Annotated in this window: 10 protein-coding genes and 3 tRNA genes; 10 read left to right on the top strand and 3 right to left on the bottom strand. The window is 36.2% G+C overall.

Annotated features, from left to right (window positions below; all coding sequences use genetic code 11):
* Positions 1–208: 208 nt before the first annotated feature.
* The 6 genes from AC52CF_RS21030 to AC52CF_RS21005 all read left to right on the top strand — a co-directional run bounded on the left by AC52CF_RS21030 (position 209) and on the right by AC52CF_RS21005 (position 10,031).
* A complete protein-coding gene (locus AC52CF_RS21030) occupies positions 209–2,920 on the top strand; it encodes a TonB-dependent receptor (RefSeq protein ID WP_214587838.1) in 2,712 nt (903 codons plus the stop codon).
* A 122-nt stretch (positions 2,921–3,042) separates the two neighbouring features.
* Entirely contained in the window at positions 3,043–3,954 is a 912-nt protein-coding gene (locus tag AC52CF_RS21025; RefSeq protein ID WP_290264011.1) for a GLPGLI family protein, read from the top strand.
* Between the two features lie 131 nt (positions 3,955–4,085).
* The gene (locus AC52CF_RS21020; protein WP_214587840.1) at positions 4,086–4,340 is read left to right on the top strand and encodes a FeoA family protein; all 255 of its coding nucleotides are present in this window, start codon (positions 4,086–4,088) and stop codon (positions 4,338–4,340) included.
* Positions 4,340–6,373 (top strand): ferrous iron transport protein B, encoded by a 2,034-nt coding sequence (gene feoB, locus AC52CF_RS21015; RefSeq protein ID WP_214587841.1) that lies wholly within the window; start codon positions 4,340–4,342, stop codon positions 6,371–6,373. The genes AC52CF_RS21020 and feoB overlap by 1 nt, the downstream gene beginning before the upstream one ends.
* Before the next feature lie 570 nt (positions 6,374–6,943).
* Positions 6,944–8,326 (top strand): phosphoglucosamine mutase, encoded by a 1,383-nt coding sequence (gene glmM, locus AC52CF_RS21010; RefSeq protein WP_214587842.1) that lies wholly within the window; start codon positions 6,944–6,946, stop codon positions 8,324–8,326.
* Between the two features lie 325 nt (positions 8,327–8,651).
* A complete protein-coding gene (locus AC52CF_RS21005) occupies positions 8,652–10,031 on the top strand; it encodes a tetratricopeptide repeat protein (protein ID WP_375181420.1) in 1,380 nt (459 codons plus the stop codon).
* Between the two features lie 49 nt (positions 10,032–10,080).
* On the opposite strand, the gene AC52CF_RS21000 is transcribed toward AC52CF_RS21005, so the two are convergent.
* From AC52CF_RS21000 to AC52CF_RS20990, 3 genes are read right to left on the bottom strand one after another with little or no spacing between them, the layout of a single operon-like run.
* The gene (locus AC52CF_RS21000; protein ID WP_375181419.1) at positions 10,081–10,971 is read right to left on the bottom strand and encodes a DMT family transporter; all 891 of its coding nucleotides are present in this window, start codon (positions 10,969–10,971) and stop codon (positions 10,081–10,083) included.
* A complete protein-coding gene (gene aat / locus AC52CF_RS20995; protein WP_375181418.1) occupies positions 10,958–11,611 on the bottom strand; it encodes a leucyl/phenylalanyl-tRNA--protein transferase in 654 nt (217 codons plus the stop codon). The genes AC52CF_RS21000 and aat overlap by 14 nt, the downstream gene beginning before the upstream one ends.
* Before the next feature lie 59 nt (positions 11,612–11,670).
* Positions 11,671–12,048, bottom strand: a complete 378-nt coding sequence (locus AC52CF_RS20990) for a DUF3127 domain-containing protein (RefSeq protein ID WP_076391131.1) — start codon at positions 12,046–12,048, stop codon at positions 11,671–11,673.
* 191 nt (positions 12,049–12,239) lie between these two features.
* Between AC52CF_RS20990 and AC52CF_RS20985 the strand changes: the two genes are divergently transcribed.
* The 4 genes from AC52CF_RS20985 to AC52CF_RS20970 all read left to right on the top strand — a co-directional run bounded on the left by AC52CF_RS20985 (position 12,240) and on the right by AC52CF_RS20970 (position 14,761).
* Positions 12,240–12,321, top strand: a tRNA-Leu gene (locus tag AC52CF_RS20985).
* A gap of 6 nt (positions 12,322–12,327) precedes the next feature.
* Positions 12,328–12,403: transfer RNA gene (locus AC52CF_RS20980), tRNA-Gly, on the top strand.
* Between the two features lie 5 nt (positions 12,404–12,408).
* Positions 12,409–12,492: transfer RNA gene (locus tag AC52CF_RS20975), tRNA-Leu, on the top strand.
* 313 nt (positions 12,493–12,805) lie between these two features.
* The gene (locus tag AC52CF_RS20970; protein WP_214587846.1) at positions 12,806–14,761 is read left to right on the top strand and encodes a leucine-rich repeat domain-containing protein; all 1,956 of its coding nucleotides are present in this window, start codon (positions 12,806–12,808) and stop codon (positions 14,759–14,761) included.
* Positions 14,762–14,791: the final 30 nt, after the last annotated feature.

The following is a 14,791-nucleotide window of genomic DNA, read 5'->3' as shown; positions in this document are numbered from 1 at the left end:
TTTCATTAAATACTATTTGAGAGCATAATGCATAGAAAATTTTTCATCAGGAAAGGAACTTTACTTTAAAAAATAAATTTCAACACATCAAAAAAATATCACTATGTTTGTAGTGATAAAAAGATTTTAACTTTTTGCTATAAATGCAATCTTTATACTCGTGTAACAAAACGCTTTAACCATTAACTAATTAAGCAAATAATAAATTATGAAAAAGAGAATATCTTTATTCCTGATGATTTTTTTCTCTGTGATTGCTTTTGGACAGAAAACAGTTTCGGGGAAGATCACGGATGAAGACGGAGTGGGAATCCCGAGTGCTAGTGTAACGGTGGAAGAGCCGGGAAAAGATGCTATTCTTGCCTACGGAATTACCAACTCAAAAGGAGAATACAAAGTCACCTTCACTTCCGGAGAATCTAATGTAGACCTTAAAGTAAAGGCTTTCAACCAGCGGCCTTTAACGAAGCAGATCAGCAACAGCGATCAGACGCTCAACTTCAAAATGGAAGGCGAAGCAACGGAAATTAAAGAGGTGAAGCTTAAAACAAAAATGGTTACGGCAAGAGGAGATACCATTTCCTACGATCTCAAGGCATTCGACAGCAAAAGCGACAGAACATTAGCCGATGTTTTGAAAAAAATGCCGGGAATTGAAGTCAATACAGACGGAACGATTCTTTATCAGGGGAACGCAATCAATAAATTCTACGTTAACGGAAAAGACTTAATGGAAGGTGGTTACGGAACCATCAACAACTCGCTTCCGAAAGATGCGGTACAGAAAGTTGAGGTACTGGAAAATCACCAGCCGGTAAAAATCTTACAGGATAAGGTTCCTTCCGATCAGGCAGCCATTAATATCAAGCTGAAGAATTCTGTGACGATGACGGGGAGAGGAGAAGTAGGAGTTGGAGGAAGCCCGCTTCTATGGAATGTAAAACTTACACCGATGTTCTTCGGACAGAAAAGTCAGTGGGTGGTTAATTACAAATCCAACAATAATGGCGAACAGGTAGAAAACGAAGGAAATATTCTGTCTTTCGGAAACAGATTTGAAGGAAGAAGAATCAACGCAACCCAAAACGACTGGCTGAATGTAGAAAATGCAAGTACGCCGAATCTTCCGGTAAAAAGATATCTCATGAACAGCGTTCATTATGTATCTGCAAATTATCTTACCAATATCGATAAGAAAAAAGAATGGGAGCTGAAAGCGAATGCCAATTATACCAACAATGCGGTGGAACGAGAATCTTATAATGAACAGGATCTTTTTGCAACGCCTAAAAGACCAGCGTCCACAATATTACAGAATATCCGCAATAATTTCTATACAGACAAGGCAAAAGGAGAATTAATTTTTACTAAAAACGCTAAAAAAGGATTCTTTAAAAACACGACAAGCTTTTCTCAGTATTGGAACGCCGACAGAGGGATTGTTGACAGAACAGTAAAAGGTTCTGCAAGCAGTTATACAGCGCATGGAGATGAAGCAGTAGAATCGCCTACAACTTCTTTCCAAAACTCATTGAGTACCATTATTCCGTGGAAAGAAAAAATGGTAAATGTATTATCGTACATCAGCTACCAGACAGACAGACAGACTTTGGATGTTTCACCGGCTTCCTATCTGGCAATTCCCGGTTTTCTTCCTACATCTACATCTTTTGTAAGTCAGAATTTAAGACTTAAAACTTTTGAAGCCAATCATTCTGCAAATATTGGTTTTTCTACAAAAGGATGGACGTTTACTCCGGAAGTTGGATTTAATTTTAAATCGACTAATTTAGTTTCGAGTTTGTCAAATATTATAACAAATCCTTTTACCAGCCCAAATCCTACACCAGCTTCACAGTACAATAATGATTTGAAATATACTACAGCGACACCTTATGGAAGTTTAGGGGTGAATTATAAGAGCGATTCGTGGATGTTGTATGCTAATTTCCCGGTAAACTCGAATAATATTAAAGCAGATGATCCGATAAGACTGGTTTCCAAAGAAGTGAATAAAGTGACATTTGAACCAAGTATTTTTGCACAGTATACATTTGCATCTTTCTGGAAAGCTTCCGTAAATGCTAATGTTAATAATAATTTTGGTGAAATAAACACTGCTTATTCAGGATTTTTAATGACTTCTCCAGCGGGAATCAGTGCGATGGATATTAACAATCCGATTCCTCAGAATAATAATAAATCTGCAGGAACGAGAATCGAATACAGAAATCCGTTGAATAATTTGTTCTTTAACATTAACTACAGATTTTCTGATGCAAAGAGGAACTTAATATCCAATCCTACAATCAACGAAGCAGGATATACTATTATGCAGTATAAGGAACAGGATAATCATGTTCTGAATAATGGATATAATGTAGAAGTAGGAAAATATTTCCCGAAATTCAAAACAAATGCTTCTGTTAGCTACAGTAATAATACAGCAAAATCTGACGCTTTCCTGGATAATGCTTCCTATACGAACAAGAACAACAGCCAGTCTTTTGGAGTAAAATTCAACAACACCTATTTCAGTTGGATGAGCATTGATTATAATGCAAGTTTCTCCAGAACAAAGCAGACAAGTACGGGAGATGTAGTTTCCAATGCAGCAAGAAGAGGTTTTACCCATAATTTAGGACTCTTCTTCTATCCTATAGAAAACCACACTATTGGATTTAATTGGGATCAGGTGAATACTAATGCAGCTAATGCAAAATATAATAATGGATTCTATGATCTTTCTTATCAGTTCACATGGGCTAAAAAGAAAATCGATTTCGAATTGAAATGGATGAATATCGCAAATAAGAGGGTATTTGAAACGTATGAAATTAATGCAACAAATACCAATTACACAAGAATTCAGCTTCGTCCAAGTCAGGTCATGTTTACCGTAAAATTCAACTTTAAATAAAATGGAAACCAGTCTTCAAAGGCTGGTTTTTTATTTGATAAAAGAAACTTCAGCAACAAATTAAAAAAATCTGTAACAAAAATCTGAAACCGATAACTAATTGTATAAACATTCTATTTAAAATGAAAAAACTATTTTCAATGTTTCTGGTTGCATTTTTTGTATTGGTAAGTGCACAGGACAAAGACTCTAAAGAAACTGCCAACCGGTTTTTTTATGAACTTACTTTCAAGCCGAAAAGTGATTCTGCAAAACTGGAAAAGGTAATGACGGTTTTAGATATCGTAAAAGACAGATCAATTTACAGAGATTATACGATGCTTGCTCAGGATTCTATCATGAAAGTTCAGATTGAAGCAATGCAGAAATCGGGAGTATTTAAAGATATGTCCAAGTCTATCAGAATGCCGAAATTCTCAGAAAAAGTGGTGAAAACATATCCTGATATGAAAATTCAGTATATCGAAAGAATTGCAAGCGGATTTTCACCAATGGGAATTGCATATACGGAAACTCCGAAATTCGACTGGAAAATTTCTAACGAAAAAGAAAAAATCGGAGCCTATAATGCACAAAAAGCAACGGCTGAATTCGGAGGAAGAAAATGGACGGCTTGGTTCACTACAGAACTGCCATTTCAGGATGGTCCTTATAAGTTTTCAGGACTTCCCGGTCTGATCGTGAAAGTGGAAGATGATGCAAAAAACTATTCATGGGTGCTTCAGGGAAACAGAAAAGTGCCAAACTGGGAAGAACTTTCTTATGCAGAAAAAATTTCCAACATGAGCTTAAAAGTAACCGACATGCCGAGAGAAAAATTCGAAAAAACCTTTAACGAGTTCAAGAAAGATCCTTTCGCTACTGCAAGACCAATGATGACGCAGGAGATCATGTCCAAAACAATTCCGGGAATGGATGGGACAATCGGAGATATGATGAAAAAGCAGGAAAAAATGTATAAGGATTTCTTCAATGCCAACAACAATCCTATCGAGCTTACCCAGTCTGCTTCTACAGACAAAAAGAAAAAGTAACATTCATATTTACTAAATTATATTTGAATCAACCCAAATGTTTTCATGCATTTGGGTTGATTTTTTTCATAGCACACGTTATTTAGATTAAATTTAAATAGCGTATATTTGCACGTACAAAAATATCGGCTTTGAAACATAAGGATTTACATAAGTTGAGCGGATTTCCCAAAAACAGACTGGGAAAAATTGTAGGGTATGATAACGACAGCCTGAAAATGCCCAATAAGATCATTGAAATGGGGCTTCTTCCGGAAACTTTCTTCAAAATTTTGTATCAGGCTCCGTTCCGAGGTCCGATGTACGTAGAATTTGGAGATGAAAAAAGCCGTATTGCTCTTCGTGAAGAAGAAGGAGATTATATCATTGTTGAAGAATTGAATTAATGCAGAGCGCTCACAAAAAACAGATCCTTTTAGTCGGGAATCCAAATGTCGGAAAATCCACGGTTTTCAATGCTTTGAGCAATAAAAAGCAAAAGACCGGAAACTATGCAGGAGTTACCGTAGCAAGCCATTCCGGAACATACAGTTACAAAAATGAAGAGGTAGAAATCATCGATCTGCCGGGTTCTTACAGCATTTATCCAAGTTCGGAAGATGAGGCTATTTTTTCTAAATTTCTTATTGATGAACAGCAAAATTATGCCGGAGTTATCTACATTCTCGAAGCGTTAAGCTTAAAAAGGGGACTGCTTTTGTTTCAGCAGATTCAGGATTTGGGAATTCCGATGATTCTGGTGGTTAATCAGATTGATCAGGCTGAAAGAAGAGGAATTACCATCAATATTGAAAAATTATCTGAGTCTTTAGGGATAAAAGTTTTTGAGACCAATGCTAAAGAACAGATCGGGATTGAGGAAATAAAAGAAGCCGTTTACAACAATCAATTCGTAACATCCGAAAAGATCTCTTTTGAAACCCCTTCCGAGCACAAAGATTTCATCAGAAAACTATCTCTTCACAAAGGATTTGAAAACGAATATAAAGCGTGGATGAGCCTTTCTCTGGGAACAGATCTGGAGAAGCTGGAATCTATTGTAGGACTCATCAACGAGCCGGACTCCAAAAGTCTGGTTCCCAAAAGACTGCAGGTGCAGGAAACGGTAAGAAGATATCAGTTTGCAGATAAAATTCTGTCTGATGTTATTTCTAAAAAACCGCAGTTCAAAGAACTTTTAACAGAAAAACTAGACAGAATACTGGTTCATAAATTCTGGGGATACGTCGTTTTTCTTTTGATTTTATTAATCATTTTCCAGAGTGTATTTTTCTTAGCGGAATATCCGATGAACTGGATCGACAGTTTCTTCTCATGGCTAACCGCTTTCACCTCAGAACATTTACCGGAAGGACCGCTTAATTCATTAATTTCAAACGGAATTATCCCGGGAATCGGCGGGATTGTGGTTTTTGCGCCACAAATCGGAATTTTACTGTATTTCCTTTATCTTTTGGAAGATTCAGGATATATGGCAAGAGTCGTTTTCCTGATGGACCGTATTTTAAGACCTTTCGGACTGAATGGTAAAAGTATTGTTCCTTTGGTTTCGGGAACGGCATGTGCAATTCCCGCAGTTATTTCAACAAGAAATATAGAAAATTTAAAAGAAAGGCTGCTTACCATTTTAGTAACACCTTTTATGACGTGTTCTGCGAGACTTCCGGTGTACAGCATCATTATCGGGCTTATTATTTCAGACGGAACATTTTTAGGAATAAAATACAAGGCTTTGGTCTTGATGGGAATGTATCTGTTAGGATTTTTAGTCGCATTATTTTCCGCATCCATTCTCAAAAGATTTATCAAAAATAAAGGGAAAACCTATCTTGTGATGGATTTACCGACCTATAAAAAACCACTTTTTGCATATGATTTCAAAATGGTTTTAGGCAAAGTATGGGAATTCATTACAGGAGCCGGAAAGATTATCTTCATTGTGAGCATCATCATCTGGTTTTTAAGCTATTTCGGACCCAAACAGAAGCCGGATCAGTTCGTGGCAACCAATGTGGAACTGGATCATTCTTACCTTGCCAAAATGGGAAAAGGAATTGAGCCGGTAATTGCTCCTTTAGGCTACGACTGGAAAATGGGCGTCGGAATTCTGACAAGTTTCGTGGCAAGAGAAGTGTTCGTGGGAACCATGTCTACCCTGTACAGTCTTGAAGATGATGCTCCCGAAGTAAAAGTAATCGATAAAATGAGACGCGACGTAAAACCGAACGGTGAGAAAGTCTTCAGCTTTGCAACCGGAGTTTCCGTCCTCTTATTTTACGCATTTGCAATGCAGTGTGTTTCTACACTTGCAGTAGTCTACAGAGAAACCAAAAGCTGGAAATGGACTGGCTTACAGGTGGCTATGATGACCGGTTTGGCATATTTTGTGTCGATGATAGTATATCAGATTTTAAAATAATGGATACTTCCTTACTTTTACAATATATCATTGTTTTACTGATCGTTGCATTCGCGTGCTACTCTTTATTCAGAATATTGAAAAAGAATTTCGCACCGAAAAAGTTCAGTTCCAAAAGAAACGGATGCGATAAAGATTGTGGGTGTTCGTAGATCTTGAATAAATTTTTCAGGAGCTGTTTCCCGCTTTTCGCACTCGCTATTTTAGATTTTCGGCGGCGGCTTTGCCGCCGCCGAAAATCTAAAATGAGCTCAGACAAATGCTGCAATCGGGGCTAGCTTTTTTACCATAATCATTACTTTCTGTCATTGCGAGGAATGAAATGACGAAGCAATCTCAATAAACAACCGATATCAAGATGTTGTGCTTTTCTCCATTCTACCGTAATTTCATCAGATAATAAGTCCTCATTATATTTGATTGAAATAAGATGACTTTTAATGATTATTTAAAAATTCAGGAATATTTTTCAGAATCAACTCACAGGTTTTATTTGTATTTTTGCGAAAGATTCCATTTCAACCACGTCGGAAAAATGGTTTCAGAAGAATATAAATAAAAACATACTTAATGTCACTAATAAAAAGCATTTCAGGAATCCGTGGAACCATTGGCGGAAAAGTAAACGATAATTTAACACCGCTTGATGTGGTAAAATTTGCTTCCGCATTCGGAACTTGGCTTCAGAACAATAAAAATAAAAAAGATTTAACCCTGGTTATCGGTAGAGATGCAAGAATCTCCGGACAAATGGTGTCTTCTCTGGTAACGGCAACTTTACAGGGGCTTGGAATTAACGTAGTAGATTTAGGTCTTTCCACAACACCCACCGTTGAAATTATGGTTCCCGAACTGAAAGCAGACGGAGGAATTATTCTCACCGCTTCCCACAATCCGAAACAGTGGAACGCTTTGAAATTGCTGAATGATAAAGGAGAATTCATCAGCGGAGAGAATGGAGCTGAGGTTTTGGCTTTGGCAGAAAGCGAAGATTTCAATTATGCAGAAGTGGACGATTTGGGAAAATATGAGATACGAGAAGATGCTTTTGATATTCATATTCAGCAGATTTTAGACTTGCCGATGGTAGATGCAGAAGCCATTAAAGCTAAAAATTTCAAAGTGGTTTTGGATGCGGTTAATTCTACTGGAGGAATTGCAATTCCGATGCTTTTGGATAAATTGGGTTGCGAAACGGTAAAATTATACTGTGAACCGACCGGTCATTTTCCGCACAATCCGGAACCGTTAAAAGAACATTTGGGAGACATTTGTGAGCTGGTAAAAAAAGAAGGCGCAGATTTCGGAATCGTTGTTGATCCGGATGTAGACAGACTGGCTTTAATCGATGAAAAAGGCGAAATGTTTGGTGAAGAATATACTTTGGTTGCCGTTGCAGACTATTTGCTGAAAAATAAAAACGGAGTGGCAATTTCCAACCTTTCATCAAGCCGTGCTTTAAGGGATGTGGCAAACACCCACAATTCCGAATATTTTGCCAGTGCCGTAGGAGAGGTGAATGTAGTAACCTTAATGAAGGAAAAAAATGCCGTGATTGGAGGAGAAGGAAACGGAGGAATTATTTATCCAGATCTTCACTACGGAAGAGATTCTTTAGTTGGAGTTGCTTTATTTTTAACCCATTTAGCAAAAGAAAATAAAACGGTTTCCGAACTGAGAGCAGGCTATCCAAGCTATTTCATGGGCAAAAAGAAAATCGAATTAACGCCTGAAATCAATGTAGATGATATTTTATCCAAAATGGAAAAAGAATATCAGAATGAAGAAGTTTCTACCGTTGATGGTGTGAAAATCGATTTTGAAAACAACTGGGTTCACCTCAGAAAATCAAATACAGAGCCGATCATCAGAATTTATACAGAGGCAAAATCTCAGGAAGAAGCCGATAAATTAGGAGACGATATCATCGCAAAAATTAAAAGTTTAATTTAATTTGAAATAACAGCGGAGCTTTCTTAGCTCCGTTTTTTTGTTTAAAAGTTGAAAACTTCAAAAATTATTGAAGATTTGAATCTTCGCAAAAAGCGTTCATCATTATGTTAAATTAACAATAACTCCTCCTTTTTTATCCACAATTCTTTGATGATAATGATCTTTTTACTATCTTTCAGATAGAAATTTACGAAAATAAATGTCAAAAAAATTTCGCAACTTTGCATACATTTTGAATCATAAATTTCAGAAGTAATATTAATTTAAAAAAGTTTGTCGAGGTTTGTAAGCATATTCAGACATTGGCCGACGAAGGATGTGAGTATTGGAAGAGTATTTTGGAAATGAACTTGTGAAGAAGTTCGAAGAAATGATGGAAAATAATGATGAATTCTACTTTGATACAGAAGAATTGGAAGACATCATTGTTTACTACCTGGAGCTGGGAGACTTTAATTACGCCGATATGGCGGTGAATTACGGTTTGAAGCTTCATCCCAATTCTTTGGACATTAAGATTAAAAAACTTGAAGTTCTTTTAGAATGGGAAGATTATAATGCGGCGAAAGACCTTATCGATGAGCTGAAAGGTTCTTCAATGGAAAACACAGACTTTTTGGTATGCTACGCAAAGTATTATTCGAATTTAGGAAATCCTAAAAAATCCATAGAAATTTGTAAAAAAGCACTGGAGCTGAAGGAAGAAGAAAATTTCCTCCACAACTTTATTGCGGACGAATATGTTAATTTAGGAGACCCTTTTAACGCTCTTAAACACTACAGAAAAGCACTGAAAGAAGATCCTACGGATGAATATTCGCTGGAAAACTGCATGGTGTGCTTTGCAGATCTTAATAAGAGTGAGGAAGCTATAGCCTTTCTGAATGAATATCTGGATGGATTTGCCTATTCTGAAGTAGCGTGGTTCGAGTACGGACAATTCTATTTCAACAGAAAAAATTACGAAGAAGCAATAAAGGGATACGATTATTTGCTGGCGATCAACTCCAATTCTGTAGGAGTTTATGCCAATAAAGCAGCCTGTTATGAAGCTTTAGGGCAGTATAAAAAAGCAATTGAAGTTTACGAAGAGATGCTGGAACTGGAATACACCAAAGCATTTACCTTCTATAAAATCGGGCTGTGTTATAAAGCTTTGAAGCAGCCTATCGTTGCCTTAAACTTTTTCCAGAAATCTTTAAGAGAAGATCCGCAGTTCTATCTTGCTATGATGGAGCAGTCGTATCTTTACGAGGAAATGGGCGGAATGACGGAAGCTTTGCATTTTGCAAGAGAAGCGACTTATCTTAACGAAAATAATCTTGATTATCAGAAAAGATTGGCATTTCTCTTCATTGATTCAGGTAAGTTCGAGGAAAGTCTTTCCTGTCTTAAAAAGCTGGTGGATGTGGAACCTTCAAGATTCTACAACTGGTACGCTTACTCGGAAGTTTTAATGCTTTTGGGAGAATATGAAGAAGCGATTATCGTTTTAAAAGAAGCTTTAAAATCACATAACAGAGCCGAATTGTATTATCAGCTCAGCAATTGCTATTTCAACCTTAAAGATCAGGAGAAAGGTGTTGAATCTCTTCAGAATGCACTGGAGCTTGATCCTTCTTTAGTAACGGATATGCAGAAAAAGTATCCTTTCATTAAAGATGAGGTTAAAAAAGCGAAGGCAAAAGTTAAAAAGAAAAATTAGTCATTTGATTTTCTGATGACACAATACAAATCCTGCAGAAATGCAGGATTTATTTTTTGATAACATTTGTTTTTGTCCTTAAAAAGATGAGTCCGGCAATAATAATACTTGCCCCCACAAACTGTAAAACCGAAAGCTTTTCACCATCCAGAATTCCCCAGATGATTGCAACAATAGGCATCAGTAAAGTTACCGTTGATGCAAATAATGGCGTTGAAACTTTTAACAGACGGTAATTCATCATCATAGCCAGTCCGGTTCCGAAAATAGATAGAAGACTTACAAAAAACAGTCCCGTCAGATTACTTTCATCAAAACTGAATGTCGAGAAAAATCCGGTAAATGTTAAAGCAATTAACGAAGGAAAAAATAAAACAAATCCAAACACAAAAGCTGATAAAACTGTTGACGAAACTTCCATAAGCTTGGATTTTACCGTTGTTGTACTTAAAGCATAGCAAAAAGTAGCCAGAAGAAGAAGTACAATAGGAATCAGTTTAAATTTTCCGCCTTCTCCGTCTCCGCCAAAAGCCAGTAAACAGACTCCGCTGAAACTAATTAAAGTCCCGATAAGCTGTTTCTTTGTTGTTTCAAACTTCCAGATCAGAGCGCCCACAATGATCACGAAAATCGGCATCATGGAGTTGATAATTCCCGCAATACTGCTGCTTACTTTTGTCTCTGCAATCGGAAACAGAAACATCGGAAAGAAATTCCCCGTAAAAGCCGCTAAAATCAGCCATTTTAAATGCTTCTTGGGAAACAGTTTGTATTTTGAAATTGCAACAGGTATCAGAATAATTCCTGCAATAAGTACTCGTAAAGCGCCCACCTGATAAGGACTGAAATGCTCCAGAGATTTTTTGATCAGAATAAATGACGATCCCCAAATAATGCTGAGTACAATCAGGAGGATCCATTTTTCTTTATCTGCGTTCATTGTTTTCGTATAAAATTTTTAAAAACTCTTTTTTAGGAATCATTCTGGCTCCCAGACTTTCAAGGTGATCTGTGTGAGACTGGCAGTCAATAAGTTCGATGCTGTTCTGGTATTTTTCAGCGAAATAAATAAATCCGGCTTTGGAAGCGTTGCTTACTTTGGCAAACATGCTTTCGCCGCAGAAAACATTTCCAATCTGTAAACCATAAAAACCACCGACCAATTCTTCATCCTGCCATACTTCAATGCTTTTTGCCAGTCCGTAATCATGAAGCCTGATGAAAACATCCATTAATTCATTCGAAAGCCATGTTCCGGTTTGTCCTTTCCGGCTAATTTCCTGACAGTTTCTGATAACCTCTCTGAAGTTTTTATTCTCCGAAAAAGTAAAAATATTCCTGTTGAGAATTTTTCTCATCGACTTTGAAATCTTAATCTCTTTCGGAAACAATACAAATCTCGGATCAGGACACCACCAGAGAATTTCCTCATCAGGATTATACCATGGGAAAATTCCCAGCTGATAGGCAAACCAAACTCTGTCGATCGAAAGATCACCGCCAAAAGCAATAACACCCTCATGTCCGTCATAAACCTGCGGATCGGGAAATGAAATTTCGTTTTCGTCTAATCGAACCATTTTCAAAAAAAATCCCACTTGATAAAGCAGGATTTGTATTTTCAGTGTTATCTATTGTATTAGAAAGGCAGATCGTCATCCTCGTCATCTGCAAAAGGATTCTCGTTGGAAACCGGGGAAGCAGACTGCGATGGTGCTGCCTGTGTAGGTTCTGAAGCATTATCAAATACTTTTTCTACTCTCCATCCTGTAATGGAATTGAAGTATTTTGTTTCGCCCTGTGGAGAAACCCATTCTCTTCCTCTGATGTTGATTCCTACTTTTACATTCTCTCCTTCTCTTAAATTATCCAATAAACTGATCTTATCAGACAGAAATTCTATGTTTATCGGTTGTGGATACTGCTCCTGCGTCAGAATCACCATTTCTCTCTTTTGGAAACCGCTCGCAAAAGTCTGAGCATCAAATATTTTCTTTACCGTTCCTTGTAATTCCATATCATATTAATTAACGCTGTAAAAGTAAGAAAATCAATCGTAATAAAGGCTACGTGAAAAAAAAAATGTAAAAATTTTAATTTTTTTTCCTGAAAAGTTTGGAGGTAAAAGAATTTATCCTATCTTTGCACCACTGAAAACGACAAAACGAAACAAGTTCTTTTAAAAATAAGTTTTCTTTAATAATCAACGCGGATGTGGTGTAATTGGTAGCCACGCCAGACTTAGGATCTGGTGCCGAGAGGCGTGGGGGTTCGAGTCCCTTCATCCGCACAGTATGCGAAAATAGCTCAGCTGGTAGAGCACAACCTTGCCAAGGTTGGGGTCGCGGGTTCGAATCCCGTTTTTCGCTCCACGCCTGCCCTGGTGGTGGAACTGGTAGACACGCAGGACTTAAAATCCTGTGCCTCTTTTGGCGTGCGGGTTCAAGTCCCGCCTGGGGTACAAGCTGATTTTCAGCGATTTAGCTCTCTTTTTAAGAGGGCTTTTTTTATGTCCAAAAATCTCTGATATAATATATCCAATACCATAGTTGTTAAATTTTCTTTTTCCGCTTTGTTGTTATTTCCTTTTATTCTTTATTTGCAGAATTCTATTGAGCTAAAAAATTATAAAGATCAGGTCTAAATGTGATCCTTTTATTAAAATTTGAAATTGATACAATTGCTGAAGCAGATGTATCAGGCGATTATTAAAACGTTTTAAGGGCTGAATAAAATAATTTTCATTAAATAATAACCATAAAAACATGTAAACGATGAGTACTGAAAATACAGAGAATCAAATAAATAGATCAACGGTTCTTGATGAAGAAACGCAGAAAATTGAGGAGATCTTAGGAATAAAACCGGAAGATTACTTAAAATATAACTTACTTCAATATTTACATCTCAATGACGTCGATATTGAGGATTTTTCAAAGTTTTTACCGTACCTCGTTAAAGTAACAAAAGTAAAACTTACCAACTGTACCATTGCCAATTTTTCCGAATTGTTAAAAATAGATAGTTGCTCCAGTTTCACTCTGGATAATGTGACTTTCAGAAACAACGAGTGTAATGTAAACAGAGGATTTCCTTATGAAATCCGATTTTCAAATATGACCTTTGATGCAGGTTGTTTTAACAGTTTCCATATATCGTCATCCGGTAAAGGATATAAGCATCTTTTTATTAATAATTGTCATATTGATAATATTCAGGAAATCAATAATATAAAAGGGCTTTATTCACTACATCTCGACAGTATAACTTTTACTTGTAACCCTACCAAGGTAAAAGAAAAATCAATCTACATGATCCATATTTTCAACTCCAAGTTTGAAGATATTTCTTTTATACCATTTAAAAAATCAGTAACAGACATTGAGTTTAAAAACTGTAGAATCGGAAGTTTTAACGGAATTTCAGAGTTTGAAAAACTTGAAGAAATTGAAATGACTACTGATACGGTTGTTGAGAACAAGGAAGAATTAGAAAACCCTTTCAATAAAGAAATTACCTGTCAATTCATTAAGGCGGAAAAACCATTTCGTTTAAAAAATGCAGTCTCACTCAGAAATTATATTAATGAATTAAGCTTTACCGATTTTAAAGCGAAAAAAATAAAGAATCTTGAAAATTTTGAAATGGTTAAAACTCTTTCATTTGATAAATCTGAATTTTATGTCGATGCTTTTCTGCCTATTGCCAATCAGATTCAAAAAGTGAAGATGAGAGATTCTGAGATTAAAAAACATAACTATTTCAGGTCATTCGTTAATTTGAAAAGTTTTGAATCACTCTGTTTCTCTAGAGAGAGTAAAGAGATAAAAAATTTCTCAAAATTACTTCCGTTAAAAGATCAGCTGACGAGTCTGGATTTTTATGAACACGATGAAATAGATAAGAAAGCTCCAGATTATCCCATCGGACAATTTACTTCACTCGAAACTTTAGAGTTAGGTTATGATATTTCTGCGAAAACGGGAAAATCTATTATGCAGTTGAAAAAATTGAAAAAGCTAAAAATAAGCACTGTAAAAACCAAACAGATCTTCGATTTGGGACATCTGAAAAAGCTGGAGTTTTTAATTTTTAATTCGAGGACAAAGTTTATAGGATTTGAAAATTTAAAACGTTTAAAATCTCTCAAGATCATCAATGATAAAAAGTTCGATCTCAGAACACTTCCCAAAATAGAATCTTTAAAAAGGCTGAATTTGTATGGAAATGACTCTAAAATGAAAGGGTTTAGCCGTTTCCCCAATTTGGAATTTCTTAGCCTTCAAGGAGTCGGTAAGGTGAATTTAAAACCTTTGAAAAAGCTAAAGGTTCTGGATTTGTATAACAGTAACATCACAGATTTTTCTTCCTTTGGAAATATGCCATTTCTGGAAAAATTAGATTTATCATGTATTCAGAATAATATTGATTTGAAGGAAATGTATAAGTTCCCGAATTTGAAATGGCTGGGATTTTTAGAAAGTGAAGAACTGGATGATATTTCCGGTTTGGAGCCTTTAAAAAAGCTGGAGCGTCTGGATTTATTCCAAACCAACGTTACAGATGTGAAAGTTCTGAACACTTTACCGAATTTAAAAGAAGTGAATTTGGCAGTAAAAAATTACAAACTAAATCTCAAAGCACAATTGGATCGTCCCGAAATAGCAGCTTATTATGCATTGCCGAGTGTTATGTTTTTCATCTGGAAAGAAGATGAATTTGGAATTTAAATGATCCGTAAGAAGCAAAGTAAGATTAAT

This window comes from Chryseobacterium sp. 2P, assembly GCF_059579425.1.
Note: the sequence above shows the minus strand (reverse complement) of the source record. Positions and strands in the feature narration are given on the sequence as shown.

What these genes read in the sequence shown, in the direction of transcription:
- glmM (WP_214587842.1), top strand. Translation starts at nt 6,944, where the DNA reads ATGTCACTAATAAAAAGCATTTCAGGAATCCGTGGAACCATTGGCGGA.
- AC52CF_RS21000 (WP_375181419.1), bottom strand. Translation starts at nt 10,971, where the DNA reads ATGAACGCAGATAAAGAAAAATGGATCCTCCTGATTGTACTCAGCATT.
- AC52CF_RS21030 (WP_214587838.1), top strand. Translation starts at nt 209, where the DNA reads ATGAAAAAGAGAATATCTTTATTCCTGATGATTTTTTTCTCTGTGATT.
- aat (WP_375181418.1), bottom strand. Translation starts at nt 11,611, where the DNA reads ATGGTTCGATTAGACGAAAACGAAATTTCATTTCCCGATCCGCAGGTT.
- AC52CF_RS20990 (WP_076391131.1), bottom strand. Translation starts at nt 12,048, where the DNA reads ATGGAATTACAAGGAACGGTAAAGAAAATATTTGATGCTCAGACTTTT.
- AC52CF_RS20970 (WP_214587846.1), top strand. Translation starts at nt 12,806, where the DNA reads ATGAGTACTGAAAATACAGAGAATCAAATAAATAGATCAACGGTTCTT.
- feoB (WP_214587841.1), top strand. Translation starts at nt 4,340, where the DNA reads ATGCAGAGCGCTCACAAAAAACAGATCCTTTTAGTCGGGAATCCAAAT.
- AC52CF_RS21025 (WP_290264011.1), top strand. Translation starts at nt 3,043, where the DNA reads ATGAAAAAACTATTTTCAATGTTTCTGGTTGCATTTTTTGTATTGGTA.